The sequence below is a fragment of the Halobacteriovoraceae bacterium genome (assembly GCA_020635115.1).
GTDB lineage: Bacteria > Bdellovibrionota > Bacteriovoracia > Bacteriovoracales > Bacteriovoracaceae > JACKAK01.
The window spans coordinates 293,340-312,269 of sequence record JACKAK010000002.1; the positions used below are offsets into that span (position 1 = coordinate 293,340).

General features: G+C 31.6%; 18 protein-coding genes. 12 read left to right on the forward strand and 6 right to left on the reverse strand.

From position 1 onward, the window contains the following. Nucleotides 1-65: 65 nt before the first annotated feature. Genes H6622_03675 through H6622_03685 form a run of 3 tightly spaced genes read left to right on the forward strand, consistent with a single transcriptional unit; the run spans nucleotide 66 to nucleotide 1,737 of the window. Nucleotides 66-782, forward strand: coding sequence for a hypothetical protein (locus H6622_03675; GenBank protein MCB9060604.1), 717 nt, complete (start codon nucleotides 66-68; stop codon nucleotides 780-782). 18 nt (nucleotides 783-800) lie between these two features. Next, nucleotides 801-1,250 (forward strand): hypothetical protein, encoded by a 450-nt coding sequence (locus H6622_03680; GenBank protein MCB9060605.1) that lies wholly within the window; start codon nucleotides 801-803, stop codon nucleotides 1,248-1,250. 43 nt (nucleotides 1,251-1,293) lie between these two features. Continuing rightward, nucleotides 1,294-1,737 carry a hypothetical protein gene (locus H6622_03685; GenBank protein MCB9060606.1) on the forward strand — a complete coding sequence of 148 codons (444 nt, stop codon included), beginning with the start codon at nucleotides 1,294-1,296 and terminating at the stop codon, nucleotides 1,735-1,737. On the opposite strand, the gene H6622_03690 is transcribed toward H6622_03685, so the two are convergent. Further along, complete coding sequence (locus tag H6622_03690; GenBank protein MCB9060607.1) at nucleotides 1,734-2,570, reverse strand: TIM barrel protein; 837 nt, start codon at nucleotides 2,568-2,570, stop codon at nucleotides 1,734-1,736. The genes H6622_03685 and H6622_03690 overlap by 4 nt on opposite strands. A gap of 361 nt (nucleotides 2,571-2,931) precedes the next feature. Between H6622_03690 and H6622_03695 the strand changes: the two genes are divergently transcribed. Genes H6622_03695 through H6622_03715 form a run of 5 tightly spaced genes read left to right on the forward strand, consistent with a single transcriptional unit; the run spans nucleotide 2,932 to nucleotide 8,192 of the window. Next, a complete protein-coding gene (locus H6622_03695; GenBank protein MCB9060608.1) occupies nucleotides 2,932-3,543 on the forward strand; it encodes a hypothetical protein in 612 nt (203 codons plus the stop codon). Then, a complete protein-coding gene (locus H6622_03700) occupies nucleotides 3,537-5,411 on the forward strand; it encodes a CHASE2 domain-containing protein (protein MCB9060609.1) in 1,875 nt (624 codons plus the stop codon). The genes H6622_03695 and H6622_03700 overlap by 7 nt, the downstream gene beginning before the upstream one ends. Before the next feature lie 15 nt (nucleotides 5,412-5,426). Then, nucleotides 5,427-6,923: a sigma-54-dependent Fis family transcriptional regulator gene (locus H6622_03705; protein ID MCB9060610.1), complete on the forward strand. Its 1,497-nt coding sequence runs from the start codon at nucleotides 5,427-5,429 to the stop codon at nucleotides 6,921-6,923. A 9-nt stretch (nucleotides 6,924-6,932) separates the two neighbouring features. Then, nucleotides 6,933-7,436, forward strand: a complete 504-nt coding sequence (gene lspA / locus H6622_03710; GenBank protein MCB9060611.1) for a signal peptidase II — start codon at nucleotides 6,933-6,935, stop codon at nucleotides 7,434-7,436. Between the two features lie 3 nt (nucleotides 7,437-7,439). Next, on the forward strand, nucleotides 7,440-8,192 hold the full coding sequence (locus tag H6622_03715) for a prolipoprotein diacylglyceryl transferase (protein ID MCB9060612.1): 753 nt from the start codon (nucleotides 7,440-7,442) through the stop codon (nucleotides 8,190-8,192). Between the two features lies 1 nt (nucleotide 8,193). On the opposite strand, the gene H6622_03720 is transcribed toward H6622_03715, so the two are convergent. After that, on the reverse strand, nucleotides 8,194-8,589 hold the full coding sequence (locus H6622_03720; GenBank protein ID MCB9060613.1) for a 4Fe-4S dicluster domain-containing protein: 396 nt from the start codon (nucleotides 8,587-8,589) through the stop codon (nucleotides 8,194-8,196). A 169-nt stretch (nucleotides 8,590-8,758) separates the two neighbouring features. Here H6622_03720 and H6622_03725 point away from each other — a divergent pair, with 169 nt between their 5' ends. Beyond that, a complete protein-coding gene (locus H6622_03725; protein ID MCB9060614.1) occupies nucleotides 8,759-11,908 on the forward strand; it encodes a methylmalonyl-CoA mutase family protein in 3,150 nt (1,049 codons plus the stop codon). Then, the gene (locus H6622_03730; protein ID MCB9060615.1) at nucleotides 11,908-12,468 is read left to right on the forward strand and encodes a cob(I)yrinic acid a,c-diamide adenosyltransferase; all 561 of its coding nucleotides are present in this window, start codon (nucleotides 11,908-11,910) and stop codon (nucleotides 12,466-12,468) included. The genes H6622_03725 and H6622_03730 overlap by 1 nt, the downstream gene beginning before the upstream one ends. A gap of 3 nt (nucleotides 12,469-12,471) precedes the next feature. On the opposite strand, the gene H6622_03735 is transcribed toward H6622_03730, so the two are convergent. Next, nucleotides 12,472-13,008, reverse strand: a complete 537-nt coding sequence (locus H6622_03735) for an FHA domain-containing protein (GenBank protein MCB9060616.1) — start codon at nucleotides 13,006-13,008, stop codon at nucleotides 12,472-12,474. A 63-nt stretch (nucleotides 13,009-13,071) separates the two neighbouring features. Further along, the gene (locus H6622_03740; protein MCB9060617.1) at nucleotides 13,072-14,397 is read right to left on the reverse strand and encodes an AarF/ABC1/UbiB kinase family protein; all 1,326 of its coding nucleotides are present in this window, start codon (nucleotides 14,395-14,397) and stop codon (nucleotides 13,072-13,074) included. A 98-nt stretch (nucleotides 14,398-14,495) separates the two neighbouring features. Between H6622_03740 and H6622_03745 the strand changes: the two genes are divergently transcribed. Both H6622_03745 and H6622_03750 read left to right on the forward strand, forming a co-directional pair. Then, entirely contained in the window at nucleotides 14,496-14,843 is a 348-nt protein-coding gene (locus H6622_03745) for an iron-sulfur cluster assembly accessory protein (GenBank protein ID MCB9060618.1), read from the forward strand. After that, a complete protein-coding gene (locus tag H6622_03750; GenBank protein ID MCB9060619.1) occupies nucleotides 14,840-16,393 on the forward strand; it encodes a hypothetical protein in 1,554 nt (517 codons plus the stop codon). The genes H6622_03745 and H6622_03750 overlap by 4 nt, the downstream gene beginning before the upstream one ends. Here H6622_03750 and H6622_03755 read toward each other — a convergent pair. Together H6622_03755 and H6622_03760 are read right to left on the reverse strand one after the other, a co-directional pair. Continuing rightward, nucleotides 16,379-17,758 carry a hypothetical protein gene (locus H6622_03755; protein MCB9060620.1) on the reverse strand — a complete coding sequence of 460 codons (1,380 nt, stop codon included), beginning with the start codon at nucleotides 17,756-17,758 and terminating at the stop codon, nucleotides 16,379-16,381. The genes H6622_03750 and H6622_03755 overlap by 15 nt on opposite strands. Continuing rightward, nucleotides 17,739-18,833 (reverse strand): hypothetical protein, encoded by a 1,095-nt coding sequence (locus H6622_03760; GenBank protein MCB9060621.1) that lies wholly within the window; start codon nucleotides 18,831-18,833, stop codon nucleotides 17,739-17,741. The genes H6622_03755 and H6622_03760 overlap by 20 nt, the downstream gene beginning before the upstream one ends. Nucleotides 18,834-18,930: the final 97 nt, after the last annotated feature.

Here is an 18,930-nt window from a genome sequence, read left to right on the forward strand (position 1 = left end):
TAAGGTATTTCTTTAAGAGAGTATTTAGAGTAAAATTTTTACCGCTCTCTAGTTGAGGTGAGAATATGAGACTTGAATTATTTCATAAAAGTATTTTAATGAAAAACTTAATTATATATTTATTGATTTCACCATTTTTTTTGCACATTATCTCTAGTATAGATAGTGGTTACAGTGCATTTGATGAAAATCATTTCAAAGAATTTTTTTTCTCATATTATTGGATATTTATACTTTCAATACTAACAAGTCGGATGGTTTTTTTAGCAAGATCTTATTCGAGAATTTTCATTTTCTTTCACTCACTTGCCATTTTAGGATTAAGTGTTAGTTTTTTTTGGGGAAATTTCAACAAATTTATTCTGATTCTTATTTTTCTTTTTACTCTGTTTTCTTTTCTCTTTTTTCTTCTGTGGAAATTAGAATTAAATGAACCCTATCTAAGACCAAACTTTGATATATACCAAATAGGAGATAAATCTCTCATTAAAATAAATTGTATTCTTAAAATGAAAGAAGTTAGCTATGTAGGACATTTAACAAATTGGGATCAATTAGGGTGCTTCATGTATATTTTCAATCCGATTACTGAACTTTATCAAACCGCTATTTTGGAAGTTGAGTTTGAAGGTCAAATATTTTCTCAGAACTGTACGATAGTTTCAAAATATGAAAATGCGGTGGGATTAAGATTTATACTCCAAAAAACAAACAGTTTTTTTGGGCATGAATGGCCGGATTTTTATGCTATAATTGCCCACAGAGGATACTTGCCAGGATAGCATCCAAAGGAATTGAAAATGTTTAGAAATTTGTTGGCCCTTTTATGTATTATTTTGTTGAACTCATGCCAAAAAGAAATAAAAGCGCCCGATGATGTTCTCAAGGAGTTTATCAGATACCGATTTAAACCAGGGCAAATCGCGAATAAACAAGATTTTCAAAGATATTTAGATGGAGAAATGATGGCCATTGTAGAATCTCTTGATGAGTCACAATTTAAAAAATTCACTGAACTTGAAGGTATGAAGCTCAAAGAACTTGATATAAATAATCAAACTTGCGAAGAAAAAAGATGTTTCATAACTTACACAGTCTCTTATGAACAATCTAATAATGGTAAGGCCTCCTACCTAGTTGATACAAAAAAAATTGCCAAACTTGTATTAAATAACGAAAAAGAATGGAAGATCGTTTCTGTCACAAATATAAAATCTTATCTAGATAATCAGCAACCATTACCACAGTAAAATATTAATTTTAGAATTTCATTTGTTAACCGATAGAAATATCGTGAGTACAAAAAATGACTTAATAGATTTAATGATCCAGGAAACTTTTGCCAATACTATAGATGATAGTACAATAGTTGATGATATCAATGATCCCATAGTCGAAATTCTTTCGAGACTTACGGTTAGGTATTATTTGGGAACATATATCCCAAAATTTAAAATATTCAATTTCAATTTTGGAGAAGACAAATTAATGAGCTTTCCTGAAAATTGGGGAATATTTAAAGAATTGAGAGGCCTAGAAGGTGATCGACCATATAAATGTCGGACTGTACTATCTATAGATGAAGATCACCTTGGCGAAATATTAAACCAGTATTTTAATACCGATACTAACTTTCTTTTTATTCACTTTTATGAAAAATATTTTCTCTGCCTCTCAGATGATATATCTGAAATTCAGGAAGCAATAAACTCTCTCTTTGAAAGAAAAGTTGCTTAGAGCGAGAGATAGTAGTCTTTAAGCATCTTTGCGTCTTTTTCTAAATTTGGACTATTACAGACCACATAACCGGCCGCATTCTTTTCCTTAAGAGCTTCCATAAGCTCCTTCCAGTTAAAGTCAGAGCTTCCAAGATTAAGATGCTTTAAGTCTCCCTTAGAGTTTGATGAAATTCCAGAGATATGAATGTGCATATTATCAATCGAATCTCTACCTATTTCACTTTCTAAAAAGTCGAGTATTTCAATAAACTCACTTTTCGAGTTATACTTTCCTGTTCTTGCATAGAGATGCGAGAAATCCATACAAGGAGAGCAAGAAGGAACACTTTTAGTTAAGCTAATAAGCTCTTCTAGTGAACCAAATTGAGATGTTTTACCAGTGAGCTCAGGGCGCAATTCGATTTCAATATCAAGTCGACTTAGTCGCTCTTCAATGACATTTAAACTTTTTTCAACCAAATCAAAAACATCAAATGGGGAATCTTTCATGTAAAAAGCAGCATGAAAAGTCATTGACTCTGCTCCACATAAATCTGAAATTTTTGCTGTTTGTATGATTCTTTCAACAGAAGAGTCAATTTTATCTTGTTCTCTGGCATTGAGATTGATGTAGTAGGGGCCGTGACTTGTGAGTGGAACTCCTAGTTCATAAGAAATTTTTCTCAGTCCAGATGATACTTCTTCTTTCATTCTTACGCCGTGAGCAAACTCTAATTGCATGCAATCCAGCCCAAGTCCATGAATTTGTTTCACACCCTCAATTGGGTTGTTCTTTTTGGGTGTTGAATTTGGAACACCAGCAGTACCAAAAAGTAAACGTTCAAAATGCATTCGGTCGCTCCCGTGGTAATAATAGCTAAAAGATCTGGCACTATAGCAGTAATTGCGCATGAATTCAAAAACACTGCGCGTCATCAATATTTCAGTCTTATATAGCCTGGTAGCTGATTATTGTCTATAATTTAGCGACTCTATGTAATATATGGTGTTGTTTATAGGCATATTTTGTGTAAAGGAGTGAGGGATTAAATTAATATTAGTGATGATTATTTGTACTTGCTCCATTGTTTTGCCCTTTGAAGTTTTTTCTTTTTTTTTATTACCGATAGGATTTAAACATTTTGGTCTTTTATTTGGCGTTTTAATTTGCTTGGTGCATCTTTCAATAATAGATAAATATTTATTATTGAAAATGTGGAGCAGACCTATAGAAAAAAGTTCCAAACTTAATCAGATACTCCAAAACCTTATTGTAAGAGGTGATATCGAAAATGTTGATATATTTATATCTTCAAAATATTCAGTTGGAATTCTACTTCTTGGGGGTGTATTCGGTAAAAATATCATTGTCGTAGGGCATGAGACTGAAAAAAGTCTTTCATCTGAAGAATTGAGATCTCTTATCTGGGCCGCACTTTTAGAAACAAAGAAAATCTCATATAAATTTCGCTTGATTGCTGGCTATTTGTATGCGCCAATTCTTTTTCCTCTTGCCTTTATCAAAAATAAAAAAGTTGGTCTATTTATAATTGGCTACACTTATTTTTCATTACCTTATAAAATCTTACTTACTAAACTAATTGCTAGGCCATGTATTAATGAAAAAACTTTTTATAACTATGGTTCAAAAGATATTTCATATAATCATTTTCTTTCTGCCTTAAATAAACTCAAATCTCGTGGGGCCCAAGAAGAAAAAATTTTTATTTCAGAGCTTGTAGATGTTTTTCAATTTTATGAAACACCGTTTTCATACTTTTCTTCACGTTATTATCTTTCAAAAAATAGGGCAGAAAAATGTTAAAAAATATCTCACGTTTAGCAACGATGACATATTTATATCCAATTGTTTTTACCTTATTTTTTTTAATTCTATTGATGCAGTACAATTTTTCAACTATGGAGAGTTTTCTCTATGATCTTAGAGCTAAATTAGATTTTAACGTAAAATATTCTAACAATATTGTTGTTGTAACTTTAGATGAAGAAAGTGATGAATTTTTGGGAGAATCACTCCCTTATACATTTGCGACATATAATAGACTTTTAGATAGAATCTTGCCTGAAAAACCCCTCATAATCAGCTTTTTAAGCTCTTATCAAAACATTAGCGAAAAGAATCTCTTCCATTATGAAAAATTTATCGAGAAGTTAAAACAGTTCCAAGAAAATGGGGGAAATATTAAAATTGGAGTAGAAAAATATAGAACATTTAATTATTTTCTACCTAAAAAAATTGAAGATTTTGGAATAAGTGAATTTCAATTAAGTGAAGACAACTTTGTATTCTCTAAAGATGATGTTGTAAGAAGAGTTGCAATTAATTTTTCAGGTGAAGACTCATTACATTTAGAAATTGCAAATACTTGGAGAAAATTAAATGGTTTAGTATCTCTAGATTCGTCTTCAATAAACGGTAGCTATTATTCTAAAGAAGATGATTCGATTAAAACAATTTTTAGATATATGACAGATCCAATTGAACGCAAAGGTAATATAATAAATATCCCTTTTCATAGAGTGATTGTCGGAAATTATCCACCGGGTACATTTGAAAATAAAGTGATACTAATTGGTTCAAAATATTTATCTAATATAAGAGATTACGTGCTTACACCTTTTAATAGTGAAGACTATATTACACCAAGAATTTTTGTAGACGCACTCCAAATTGATTCCCTCATACAAGGGAAAACGATTTCAAAACTACCCAGACACTTATCAATGATACTGTGTATTGCTTTGGCATTTTTACTCTCTTTTGTCATTTCACAAGCAAACCCGATCAAGGGACTCATTATTACTGTAAGCACTTTTTTTGGCCTTCTTGGCGTCTCGCATTTACTTTTTTCAGTCTTTGGACTTTGGCTTTATTCTGTACATATTATGCTTACAATTTTTGTCATCTATTATATTTGGGTTCCCTATAGAGCAATCGCTGAATATCAGCAACGATATGCTATTCAAGAAGAAACAAAACTCCTTAAAAAAGTTGAAGGTTTGAAACAAAATTTTATTTCACTAATGTCACACGATTTAAAAACGCCAGTTGCAAAAATAGCAGGCATTGTAGATATTTTAAAAAGAGAACACAATGTTGATGATAAGCTTAAAAAATATCATGAAATGCTGGCCGACTCTACACAGGAACTCAATAGGTTCATTACATCAATTCTTGATCTTACTAAAATTGAGTCTAATAATCTCAAATTACAAATTATTTCAAGAGATGTAAATTCAATTATTGAGACTGTTGTCGAAGACTTAAAATATGAAATTAATGAAAAGCAAATGAACGTTTCTTTAGAACTTGGACCTTTGTACCCCATTAATATTGATGTCATACTCATAAAAAGAGTTATATCTAATATTGTTGAAAACTCATTAAAATATGCAGGTATTGGAAAAAATATCTCTATCAAAACTTGGGATGATGAGCAATGGACCTATATTGAAATTTCAGACAATGGTGTTGGAATTAAAAATGAAGACTTAGAACACATTTTTGAACGATTTTACAGAGTGAAAAATGATGCAAATTATGAAATAAAAGGCTCAGGTCTTGGTTTATATCTTGTAAGATATTTTATAAGATTGCACGGTGGAGATATCGCTGTTAAATCAGAAATTGAAAAAGGAACTAGTTTTTTAATAAACTTGAAAAACACTTAGTTGAGGAGAATCATTATGCACAAAGTATTAGTAGTTGATGATGACACAGTTTTGCAAGAGTCTGTTAAAAACGCATTAGAATACCATTATTTTAAAGTTGATGTTGCAAACAATGGAAAAGAGGCCATAAATGCTGTTACAAACGCTAAATATGACCTTGTTGTAATGGATGTTAACATGCCTGAAATGAATGGTATTGAGGCCCTTACACATATTAAACAATACGATCCTTCTATCATCGTTCTTATACTAACTGCTTATTCAAATGTTAGTGACGCCGTTAAGGCCGTAAAAGAAGGAGCTTACAATTATCTTGAAAAGCCAATTTCTTCTGAAAATTTAGTAGCGCTTATTAAAAGGGCCCTGAAGGCCAGAAGTCTAGTCGAAACTTCCTTTTTCTCTGCTCCCTCACTCTCACTTGGATCAGAAAACTCTGATAAATTTGTAGGCGAGTCAGATGAAATGAAAAAAGTATTTAACATCATTTCAAAGCTGGCACAAGTAAACACTCCTGTTTTGATTCGAGGAGAATCCGGAACTGGTAAAGAACTTGTTGCAAAAGCAATTCATTACAATGGGCCAAGAAAAGATGAAAAATTTATAACTGTTAACCTTGCGGCCATTCAGGATGAACTTATCGAATCAGAACTCTTTGGCCATGAAAAAGGTGCTTTTACTGGAGCAACAGACCGTAAGATCGGTAAATTTCAATATGCTGATGGAGGAACATTATTTCTAGATGAAATTGGTGATATTTCTCCATCAATGCAAGTAAAACTCCTTAGGGTATTGCAGGAAAAACGATTTACTCCTGTTGGTTCTAATAGAGATATTGAAATAGACGTAAGAATTATCGCTGCTTCTCATAAACCTTTTGAAGAAATGATTAAAAATGGATCATTTAGAGAAGATCTTTTCTATAGATTGAATGTCTTGCCAGTCTATTTGCCACCATTAAGACAAAGAAAATCAGATATTCCTCATCTCGTTGACTACTATATTCGATATTTTAATAATGTTCACGGACTTAATATCCAAGGTCCAACACCTGAAGCAATGGTGGTATTGAAAGATTATAATTGGCCAGGTAATATTCGTGAACTAAGAAATGTAATAGAACATGGATTTATTATTGAATCATCTGACTACATAAGAATAAATTCACTTCCTGAAACTTTGAGAAAATCAAAAGATGGGCCAGAAGAAGAGCGAAATGATGTCATTGATTTTCAAGGAATAATGAACTCAGTTTTAGATGAGGGCGAAAATTCTAAAAATATTCCTGACGCTGACGATTCGTTTGTGTTCAATTTTGGAGAAGTGAGTAAAGATAATGAAATAAAATTAGATTTTCAAATGGCAAAAGACAAATTTGAAAATGAATTTATCATACAAGCACTTAAACTAAATCATGGGAAAATAAATCAAACTGCATTAAAAGCAAATATTCCCAAAAAAACTTTGCTAAGAAAAATTGAAAAATATTGTATTAATCCAAAAGACTATTATTAGGGTTTATAAATGAAAAATATATGGATTGTTTCACTACTCGCAACGTTTATTATTTTAGTTGATCAATTTACCAAAGGTATTATTCAAGCAAAATTCGCTTTGGGAGAATCTATTAAAGTTATAGATGGATTTTTTAGTTTTACTTATGTGAGAAACGCAGGTGCCGCTTTTGGTATGGCCGCAAATTATAACGAATTATGGAGACTATTATTGCTAAAAATTGGGCCCGTTATAGTTGTGTTCATTCTTATATACCTTATCTATACCCACAGGAATAAATCATTATGGATTTGTGTATCTTATGGGCTAATCACATCAGGGGCCATAGGTAATTTAATCGATCGTTTTTCCATGGATTATGTTGTCGACTTTTTGGATTTCTACATTGGTTCATCACATTTTCCTGCTTTTAATGTTGCTGATTCCGTCATTAATATTGGTGTTGCAATGATACTGATAGAAGAACTAATTCTAAAAAAGAATGATAAAAAGACTAAAATTAAAGAGGTGTAGTAATTGCTTCCTTTCATATTTGAAACCAAGTATTTTATTCTCTATACCTATCCACTTATTGTAGGGATCGCATGGGGGGTATCTTATGATTGGACAAATTCAGTTCTAAAAAGAAACGGAGTTGAACCAGTCAAAATCAAAATTTTATTTTTTGGTTCATTTTTAAGTGCTTGGTTTGGTGCAAAGTTGTTTTTTCTTTTTTATTCAGCAGGAAATTATCTTCAAAAACTTTCCTTAAGTTTTTCTTTTTGGGTAGGTGGAGGGATGGTTTTTTATGGAGGATTAATATTTGCAACTCTTTTTGTTTTCGTATTTTCAATATATCTCAAAAAAATTGAATTTAAAAAAGTGTCTTTAACTTTGCCAATTCTCGCCTTTTGTCATGGCATCGGTAGACTCGCTTGTCTAGCAGCTGGTTGTTGTTATGGAAGTGAGACAAATTTCCCCCTGACGATTCATTTACATAATGCAAATCGGCATCCAGTGCAACTTTATGAATCAATTTGTTTGTTTGTTCTTAGTTATATTCTTTTTCAAATAGTTAAAAAAAAATCATCAACGTCTGAATTGGTTTTAACCTATTTTATTGGGTACTCAGTAATTAGATTTTTATTAGAATTTTTACGTGGAGACAAAATTAGAGGGATACACGCCTACAATTTATCTACTTCTCAAGGATTGTCTCTTTTCATTTTTTGTCTATCAATTACTTTTATTATCTTTAATAAAAATAGCCTCAAATTTAGAAGCTATTAATTTAAAAATTTCCGACGTTTTTCTTCATTGTATCAACTGAATCTTCAGATACGTAGAGTTGCGACTTTAGAGTTTCTTCACCCCACGCTAAAAATGCATGTTCGCTATTATACATATTTATAGTTTCCCAGGGACAATCTTGGGAACAGTTTTGGCAACCAATACATCTGGCCAGGTCAATTTCTACCATTTGTCCATATTCTGGATTTTCAGGAATTGGCCCTGGAACAAGTTCGATAGAATCTACCGGACATCCTGCAATACAGACCTCACACCCTGTACAACCACTTTGGTGGACGACTGCTAAAAGCTTAGGTGGTTTTTTACCTTTTCTCACTGGCTTTAACCTGGCCGTATGAAAAGGGTTTTCCACTATAATCTGTCTTTCATCACTCATTTACTTTAACCCGTTAGATAGTATGTTACATGTTTTGAATATAACTGATTTTTTTCATTCATTCAAAGAGAGAAGTACTATCCATGAAAATAACTTAGTGCAATGTACTGATTTTATTTCTAGAATAATTGTTGTATAGTCCTGCAGTCCTGCACTTGGAGTTGAATATATGACGTCTTTAAGATTTGTTACGGCCGCAAGTTTATTTGATGGCCATGATGTGTCAATTAATATTATGCGTAGACTTTTACAAACTAAGGGTGTCGAGGTTATCCATCTAGGACATAATCGATCTGCTAAAGAAGTTGTTGACGCTGCTATAATGGAAGATGCGCATGCCGTAGCATTAAGTTCCTATCAAGGAGGGCATAACGAGTACTTCACATATATTAGAAAGCTACTAGATGAGCAGGGTGCGAGTGAAGTAAAAATATTTGGAGGAGGGGGAGGAGTCATCACTCCAAGTGAAGTTAAACACCTTGAGTCCAATGGTATTACAAAAATCTATACACCAGAAGATGGTATGAAATTAGGTCTTGAAGGCATAATTGATGATATGATCCTAAAGGCCAGTTATTCCACATTAGATAATTTTGAATTTAAATTTCAAAAAAATCCAAGCTCAAGAGAAATTGGTAAAGTAATAACATATATAGAGAATTGTAAAGTAGAACCTTTTAGTTTCCCATTGGGAAAGACTCCTGTTATGGGTATCACTGGAACAGGTGGGGCCGGAAAATCTTCTGTTATTGATGAATTATTATTTCGTTTTCATAGATATTTTCCTGAAAAAAAAATTGGATTAATATCTGTAGATCCGACTAAGAAAAAAACAAAAGGAGCCTTGCTAGGGGACAGAATCAGACTTGGAAGTGCTAGTTTTGAGAATTTTTATATCAGATCATTGGCCACACGTGATTCAGGAACAGAATTAAGTCCTGAAATAAGTAAATGTGTGAACTATTTAAAGTCTCTAAGTTTTGATCTTATCATTGTTGAGACTTCAGGTATTGGTCAGGCCTCTGATGAAATCACTAAAGTTTCAGATTTTTGCGCTTACGTAATGACTCCCGAATTTGGGGCCCAGACACAACTTGAAAAAATTGAAATGTTAGAACAAGCAGATTTCATTATTTTAAATAAATTTGAAAGGCCACGTTCTGAAGATGCACTTAGAGATATTCGAAAACAATATAGGAGAGAACATAAACTTTTCGCAAATCATCAAAATTCTCCTGAAGATAACGATTTACCTATATATGGAACAATGGCATCTAAATTTAACGATTCAGGAATAAATGCTTTATTTATAGATATATTGAAAAAACTAAATTTTAAGAATAATGAATTAACTAAATTACAAATTGATAAATCTCCTACAAATAAAAAACAAATTATACCACCAGACAGAGTAAATTATCTTAGAGAAATTTCCAAAACAGTTAGAAATTACAATCAGAAGACTATATCAAATATTGAACTTTTACGAGATTATGAGGCCTTGGAAATTGTATGTGGAATGAAAGAAGCTGAAAGTTCAATAAAAAATAAATTTAATGAAATCAAAAAAGAAATTTCAAGCGAAGTTTTTAAAGATATTGAAACATTTGAAGAAACTGTTAATCAGTTTGATAGTGGTCTTTTTACATATATTGTAAGGGATAAGAAAATTGAAGTTCCAACAAAATTCACTTCATTATCTTTTCAAAAAATTTCTAAAGTGGCCTATCCAAAATACATTTCTTTAGTTGAAAAATATAAATTTATAAAAAAAGAAAATCTTCCAGGGTATTTTCCATATGCTCAAGGTATTTTTCCATTCAAAAGAAAAGATGAAGATCCTAAGAGGATGTTTGCCGGAGAAGGTGGGCCAGCTAGAACGAATAAACGTTTTCATTATCTTAGCTCCAATGATCTTGCAAAAAGACTGTCCACTGCTTTTGATAGTGTTACACTCTATGGGGAAGATCCTGGAGATAGACCTGATATTTTTGGAAAAATAGGTGAAGCTGGAGTAAGTATTGCAACACTTGATGATATGAAGCTCCTCTATAATGGATTTGATTTGACTTCCACGGCCACCTCAGTTTCCATGACTATAAATGGGCCGGCACCAATTATTTTGGCCATGTTTATGAATACTGCAATATCTCAAAAATTGGTTGATAAAGATTATTGGGATCAGAAAAAAAGAATCGAAATAATGAGACAAGTCAGAGGAACAGTTCAAGCTGACATTTTAAAGGAAGATCAGGCCCAGAACACTTGTATTTTTTCTTTAGAGTTTGCTCTTAAAATGATGGGAGATATTCAAGAATATTTCTCAAATAATAAAATAAATAATTATTATACCGTCTCAGTTTCCGGTTACCATATTGCAGAGGCCGGAGCAAACCCAATTACTCAATTGGCGTTGACTTTAAGTAATGGACTAACTCTCGTAGAATATTATCTCTCTCGTGGTTTGAAAATTGATGATTTTTGCCAAAATCTTTCTTTCTTTTTTAGCAATGGACTTGATCCTGAATATACAGTAATCGGAAGAGTTGCCAGGAAAGTATGGGCAATAATTATGAGAGATCGTTATGGGGCAAGTGAGAAATCTCAAAAATTTAAATATCATATTCAAACCTCTGGTCGTTCATTGCATGCACAAGAAGTTGATTTTAACGATATAAGAACAACATTACAGGCCTTCTTGGCCATTAGTGATAATTGTAATTCGTTGCATACCAATGCCTATGATGAGGCCATCACTACTCCAACGCAAGAGAGTGTAAGAAGAGCAATGGCCATTCAGATGATCATAAATAGAGAATTTGGACCTAATCAAACTGACAATCCTCTTCAAGGTTCTTTTTTAGTGGATGAATTAACTGATCTAGTTGAAGAGGCCCTACTTTGCGAATTTGAGAGAATTTCAGATAAAGGAGGTGTTCTAGGTGCCATGGAGAGCAATTACCAAAGATCAAAGATCCAAGAGGAATCGCTTTACTACGAGGGACTTAAAGATTCTGGTAAGCTACCTATCATTGGAGTCAATACTTATATTGCTGACAATATTGAAGAACAACTCAATCAAGAAATTGAAATATCTAGATGTACAGATGATGAAAAGCAAGAACAAATTGACCGACTAAATAATTTCAAAGGAAAAAATAAAGATAATTCTCAAAAAGCAATAAAAGATTTAGTTGATGTTATTTTGAGCGATGGAAATATATTTGAAGAACTATTATCAACTGTCAATTATTGCTCTCTTGGCGAAATTACAAATACTCTCTATGAATACGGCGGTAAATACAGAAGGAATATGTAATGAATAAAATTTATACTAAAAAAGGAGATCAAGGAAGTACATCACTAGTGGATGGGAGTATTGTTTCAAAAGGTGATCATCGTATCAAAATATATGGATCGATAGATGAGTTGAATTCGCATATTGGTCTTGTCGTGTGCGAAGTACATCTTATTTTACCCGAATTTCTTTCAATATTAAAGAAAACTCAAAATGAACTTTTCAATATTGGAAGTAATCTTGCTTGCCCTGAAGAAAAAAGAAGAAAATTTAATCTTCCCCAATTAGATAAGCAAATTATTAGTGATTATGAAAATAATATTGATGAAATGACAAAAGATTTGCCTGAGCTTAAAAATTTTATATTACCTGGTGGACACCGTGCTGCATGTGTTTCTCATATAGTAAGAACAAAAATTAGATCAATTGAGCGAGATTTAGTTACATATAAACGAGAACATCCAGATGAGATTCCACCTGAATATATTAAACTCTTTAATAGGATGTCTGATTTTTTCTTTGTTTTTAGTAGGTATATTAATTTGCATCAAGAAATTTCTGAAGAAAAATGGGCGCCATAGCCGTTATTCATTTTCCTCGAATTCTTCATCTTCTTTATTTTCTTTTTTCTTACCAAAAGGATGAAGTATCTTTTGAAGTAGGCTTGGTTTTTCTTCTTCAACAAAGCTAGGCCTTCGAATTCTTGTTTTTGTTTCAATCATCTCTTTTCGAATATTTTTCATAATTTGAGAATCACCTTCTCTTTTCATACTATCTTTAGTGATTTTTGTTTTCGGTCGATTTGAATGCAAAAGCATCTCTTCTTGAGTTAGTGACTCTGTATCAATAGTCAGCGAAGTGTTTCCAATTGTGATGACATCTTCAAGATGAATCCTGCAGGCCTCGATAGGAGACTCATTTAAAAAAGTACCGTTTGTAGTACCAATATCTGAAACAGATGCCTTTCCATTTACAAGTGTTACAATGCAATGTTTGCCAGAAACAAGAGAATCTTTTATTTGAATATCACAACTTTTAGATCGTCCAAGAATAATAGATTCTTCGGAAAGTTCAAATTTAAAGTGTTGATCTTCATTTTGCACTATTAGTTTTATGGCCACAACCCCCCCCACCTTTTAATAGTATCGAAGGGTTTAGTATAGAGATATAGGGGTAAATATTTCTTAAAGAGTATGAATAGATTCAAAAATTGAGCGATAATGTATGATATTTTCAAACCATTCTATTTCACTCTTCCATGTCTTCAGCTTTGTGTATAGTCCAAATGAGCTCCTATCGAGAAGAAATAATTCTTTTGCAGGAGATTTTCTATTTTTCATATCAATACTTTTTAAGAATTGAGTAATTTTATGAACAGGATTTTCATCAATTACTTTAAATTTCCCAGATTTTGTATAGGGCCCATAGATATCTTTAATTAAATTAAAATGTTTTAATAGATGTTCCTCTTTTTCACTAGGCCTAACAAGACCTAAATCTTGTGCAGCTAATTGATAAAGAATGAAATCGTTTTGTTCTACAGATTTCAAAAGTTTTATATATGATGAAATAAAATGTGGTGAAAAACTTCGGGTTGAACCGTAATCTAACAAAATGATTTGGTCTCGATTGAAAAGGTAGTTTCCATTTTGCGGGTCTGTATGCAAAATATTATGCACGTAAAAAGAATATTGGAAAGATCTATAGAGAATATCTCCAAGAAAGTCTCTTTCTTCTTGAGAATATTTTAGAGTATCCTCAAAAGTATCACCTTCCATGAATTCCATCGTAAGAATTTCTTTCGTTGAAAAAAGAGGGAAAGCTTTAGGCACTTTAATATTGCTAAAATTTTGATAAATATATGCAAAATGATTCATATTTTTTATTTCATTTTCATAATCACATTCAGTGATGATACTCTCAGCGATTTCATCTATAATACTTTTAATATTTGGTACATTGGGAAAGATAAGTTTAAATAAATGATAAATTTTATCAATATTTTTAAAATCATTTTTTATTGCTGTGACAATTTTTGGATATTGAACTTTGATTGCAACCTTTGTTCCATCTTTTAAATAACCACAATGGACTTGACCAATTGAAGCTGAAGCAATTGGTTGGTAATCAAAATCTATAAAAATATCAGTAGGTAGTTTCCCAAAGTTTTTTTTAAATATTAAATTTACTTCACTCTGAGGCATACTGGGTGATTTGGTTTGAAGTCCATTGAATAAAGCGCTGATTTCTTTTGGAAGGATAAGATCTTCTGAAATCGAAATCATTTGACCAATTTTCATCAAAGCACCCTTGAGCTCTCCCATCGTCTCAATGATTTCTTTCGTCGCAGCAATCTTAGCACTTAGGTTTTTTATATTTTCATTTTTATCAATAATATCAGAGGTTTTATTTCTTGCGGTTCTTATTGCATATTTTCCAGTTGCTTTGAGGATCGATGTTCCAATACCGGTTAACCTACTGATTTTTCCAGATTTAAAGTTCTTTGGCATAAATCATTCTCGTTTATAGACTATTGTATAATCCTGTTTAATACTATAATAAGATGTATGGAATAAAAAGCTAATCATATAGACACTAGAGGGTACATATGTCAGTAATTGAAAATGGTGAAATAATAAATATTACGCAAAAAGCTGTCACACAGATACTCACAATTTTTAAAACTGATTCAAATTCAAAAGGTAAAGGCCTGCGAGTTGGAGTTGTAGGAGGTGGCTGTTCAGGTCTATCTTATAAAATTGATTTTGATGAAAAACGCGAAAAAGATAACGTTCTATCTTTTGATGGTGTCGAAGTTTATATTGATCCAAAATCTTCTGTATATCTTAAAGGTGTGATTTTAGATTTCAAAGATGGATTAAAAGGAAAGGGTTTTGTATTTGATAATCCATCTGCTAAAAATACTTGTGGTTGTGGAGAGTCCTTTTCTGTATGAATTCTTTTTTTGCGGATCTTTTTTTCAATATTCAAAATACATATATCAAATCAAATCAATTTGATCATATCATAGTCTCAGGTCCCGATGCTAAAAACTTTCTTCAGGGTCAAGTGACACAGAATGTTTTTAAGATAAGTAAATCTGAAGGTTTGATCTCTTGTCGTTTGAATCGAACCGGACTAATACAATCTTCGTTTTATCTTTGGGGTGAAAATGAAGTATTTAATATTCTTATTCCTAAAAAATTATCTTATGATCTTACGGAGGATTTAAAAAAATATATTATTATGGAAGATGTCACTCTAGAGTTAATTAGATCTCCATTAATATATTTTATTTTTTCTCATGAACAAATTTCAAATTCTGTTTCTATCCCTTTATATGGAATGAATGTCAGATTATTATTTAATTTTGAAATGAGTGATTCTTTTAAAGAGCTTGAAAATTTAAAAATAAAACATCTTGAATTTGTCAGTACATGGCCAGAAAATTTTGGAGAGGGAGATAAAAATCTCTTAGTTAATAACTCCGTATTTAACGATATAGGAGTTGATTACTCCAAAGGTTGTTTTTTAGGACAAGAAACTGCTTCTAAAATAAATAATAATCGAGGGGCTTCAAAGAAGGTTGTTATTTTTAAGATCAATGACTTTATGAATTTTGATTCCAATTCTTCGGTATTGCTTGGTAATAAGCAAATCAAATTTGAAGGATTCTTAAATATTGAAAATATCACTTATATCTCAATCAGAGTTGGTAGAGAGTTTATGGTGATTGGAAAGGACTATAGAATAAATATTGATGGGAAAGAGTTTTTTGCTCGATGTAATGATCCTTTTAGTTATGCAAATCTTAATTTAGATTCAGTTTCTGAAGTGTTATATGATCGTGCGTTAGAATTATACCATAGAGAAGACTATATTTTAGCAACTTCTTACTTAGAATTACTATTAGAATATAACCCATTTTATTATGATGCTTATGAAATAATTGGTGTTATATACGGTCGGTTGGAAAAATACCAACAGGCCATTGATTGGATGGATAGACTTTTAGAAAAAGTACCTAACTCTGTTATGGGCCATACTAATAAGTCACTTTACTACATGAAAATTGGTGAAATTGAGAAGGCCGAGGAAGAAAAAGCATTGGCAACAATCGCTAGTTTCGAAGAAAATGGTGAAATTGCTAAGAAAAAGAAAGAAGCAATTGAAAAAGTAAATCGAGATAAAGAGGAATTGCAAAAAAGAAAAACAATGTTTGAACAGGTTTTAGATATTGATCCTGATGATCAGCTTGCAAATTACGGCCTCGCTGATATTGCCTTTACAAATAATGAATTTGGCCAGGCAAAAAATTATCTCGAAAAAGTATTGGAAGTTGATGAGAATTACTCTGTCGCGTATTTAAAGCTTGGGGAAACATTGATTGCTCTAAATGAATCATCTCATGCCAAGAAAATTTTTAAAAAAGGTATAGAAGTAGCTGTAAAAAAAGGAGATATGATGCCTGCTAATAAAATGCAGTCTCTTTTACACAAGCTCTGAATATAACTTGTCTTGTTCTTTTTTAAAAATTTGATACTTCTCTAAATTCAATTCATCTAAAGAATCTTCTTTTATTGAGATTTTCAGATTAAGTTGCTGGATGGTATTTTCACATTCTTTTAAAAACTTGATACCAGGTGATAGTATTTTATCTAGTTGAGCAGATCTCATAAGTTCTTTGTAACATAGCTCAAGCATGTAATTTTCTTCGAGATATCGGCGTTTTGCTTTTTGGTAGAGATTTTGAGGTAAATCAATTGAGTTATTTGAAATTAAAATGCTACTAAAAAGTCGATGGGCCCAGGCAAATGTTAAATAGGCATGAAAAATTCCTCTAATTGGGCGCAATGATTTTCGCCAAGGACTGTAAAATATTTTTTCATCATCTTCATCAATCAGCTCTTCAATATTTAAATGATAATTTAAGAAATGATGACCATTTTCATGTAGAAGGTCATCGAGTAGATCAAGGTTATCTCTTGTATAAAAATTTATTGTACTGACAAATGGTAGCTCTTGTTGAGAAAAGCTTACAATATCAGCAGCATCTGTGGAGACAAAGATTTTTGTACATGATTGCAAAGATTCATAAAGAGAATGGTCCAAAATATTAATGTCATTCAATGCATTTTTTATTCTATTGATAGTTTTACTTGCAGTATCTTTGTCCTCGGAAGCATTTGCTCTGAATTCAAAACCTGAAAATACGTTTGTTTGAGGGATTTGCTTTATTTCAACAACGATTTCATGATCCCCACTTGAATAGGTGAACAGATTGTTTCTATAATCAATTTGTTTTATACATACACTTGGAAGTGTTTCAGGAGTTTCGTCAAGAGTTACAAAGTGGCCTTGCTTTAAATAAATTGTCTTTTCATTTTCACCAAGTTCAGAGATTAGATTATAAATAAGATCAAATTTTCCATCGAGTCCTTCTTTGGAAATCTTTGTGAAGTAAAAAGACAAAATTTGATTTTTTAGAATTTGTACAAATTCAATTGAAATTTGTAGTAGATTCTGGCCGTCCTCTATAAGCTCAAAAAGTCCTTCTGCAAGTTCCGTATTTTGCCAAAAATGAAAAAGTTCATCCTCGCATTCACTTCTTTCTTCACTTGATAAAGTCTTATTTTTTTCAAGTTCATCTATTGATTCTAATATAAAAAAAGTATTTTCAACTAAATTGATTAAATAGAAATTACTAGCGTTAAAATCCGTTAGTTCAGTAGTAAAAATAATTTTATTAAACAAGCCAAAGAAATCACTGTCAACTTTAGATAAATCTTTAAGTCCATTTGAAGTGAAATCTCTGATGTCGGTTAAACGTTCAGCAAAGGCAATTTGGTTTTTATTCAGTAACTTTTTCAAACATAGATCCTGTTGGTAAGTAAATGTCATAATGTGAAATTTCAGTGTTTTCAAAATTTTCTTTGAAAGTGAAAACAAAGCGTTTTAAATCTTGCAATTCATAGGGACTAATAAATTCATATTTGTAATTTGGGCAATTTCGATTGAGAAAATCAGAAGAATTTTCAAATTGTTCAATGTTTTTCATCACAAGAGTTTCGTCAGCTCCTTGTTCAGAATTTGTATCTCCGATAAAGTTTCGAGCAGTATAATCTAACAATGTAATGTAGTTTCTAATAGCATCGGAATAAATATCAATTGATGTGAGAATTCTCTTTTCACTTTCAGAGAGTGCCATCTTCCCTGTTTCAAACGTGAGCGCCTCGAAAAGTAAATAAAAAGTTAAAATCGTAAAACTTGAAGGAAGAATTTTTTTCTTAATCATATCTCCCAAGTGTCTTAGCCTTTTAAATCTTTTTTCCTTTTTAACTTTATCAGTTGCATCTTCGGCCTTATTTGCGGCATTACTTGAATTATTATTATCATCATTTTCTTTTTTTTCTTTTTTCTCTAAATACATTCGATATGAAATACTCGCCACAAGTGTTGCCATTGCTCCAAATATTAATGTTCTAATATCTTTACTTAAGTCAGGAACAACTCTATGGGCATTGATAATTTCTCTAATGTCATTTGGGGTACTACTTTCATTTTCAATAATAGCTTTAGCAGTATTGATATCCATAACAAAGTCATTACTTCGTTCACTCATCTCAAGAGCTTCTGAATCAAGCCCTAACTCTTCATATAATTTTATATTTGCATTCTTAATACTAGTAAGAGCTGTAATTTCTTGAAGAGACATTTTTAAATGCAAACTAATTGAGTTGAAATTATTCATATCATTAATTCTATTCATAAGAACTGTAGCATAATAGTCAGTTCTTAATTTGTATTCTTCACAAACTTGGGGAGTGGCCGGAATGTTTTGCTCGGAATTAGGGTTTGAAATAGGGGACTTTGGAAGACCATCTGCTGCCTGTATTGGTGAAAGAATGGCAGAGTAAAGAAAACAGATAAATGTAAGTATTCTCATATAATTTTCCTTTGAACAACATTGCCATTATAACTATTTGATTTCATTTAATATATCAAGTCTGTATCTTTTACGGCCCTGTTTGCTTTCTCATCAC

Coding starts and splice junctions, on each gene's coding strand:
- H6622_03720 (MCB9060613.1), bottom strand. CDS start 8,589: ATGAGTGATGAAAGACAGATTATAGTGGAAAACCCTTTTCATACGGCC.
- H6622_03725 (MCB9060614.1), top strand. CDS start 8,759: ATGACGTCTTTAAGATTTGTTACGGCCGCAAGTTTATTTGATGGCCAT.
- lspA (MCB9060611.1), top strand. CDS start 6,933: ATGAAAAATATATGGATTGTTTCACTACTCGCAACGTTTATTATTTTA.
- H6622_03695 (MCB9060608.1), top strand. CDS start 2,932: ATGTGGAGCAGACCTATAGAAAAAAGTTCCAAACTTAATCAGATACTC.
- H6622_03730 (MCB9060615.1), top strand. CDS start 11,908: ATGAATAAAATTTATACTAAAAAAGGAGATCAAGGAAGTACATCACTA.
- H6622_03740 (MCB9060617.1), bottom strand. CDS start 14,397: ATGCCAAAGAACTTTAAATCTGGAAAAATCAGTAGGTTAACCGGTATT.
- H6622_03705 (MCB9060610.1), top strand. CDS start 5,427: ATGCACAAAGTATTAGTAGTTGATGATGACACAGTTTTGCAAGAGTCT.
- H6622_03690 (MCB9060607.1), bottom strand. CDS start 2,570: ATGCATTTTGAACGTTTACTTTTTGGTACTGCTGGTGTTCCAAATTCA.
- H6622_03700 (MCB9060609.1), top strand. CDS start 3,537: ATGTTAAAAAATATCTCACGTTTAGCAACGATGACATATTTATATCCA.
- H6622_03675 (MCB9060604.1), top strand. CDS start 66: ATGAGACTTGAATTATTTCATAAAAGTATTTTAATGAAAAACTTAATT.
- H6622_03760 (MCB9060621.1), bottom strand. CDS start 18,833: ATGAGAATACTTACATTTATCTGTTTTCTTTACTCTGCCATTCTTTCA.
- H6622_03680 (MCB9060605.1), top strand. CDS start 801: ATGTTTAGAAATTTGTTGGCCCTTTTATGTATTATTTTGTTGAACTCA.
- H6622_03750 (MCB9060619.1), top strand. CDS start 14,840: ATGAATTCTTTTTTTGCGGATCTTTTTTTCAATATTCAAAATACATAT.
- H6622_03745 (MCB9060618.1), top strand. CDS start 14,496: ATGTCAGTAATTGAAAATGGTGAAATAATAAATATTACGCAAAAAGCT.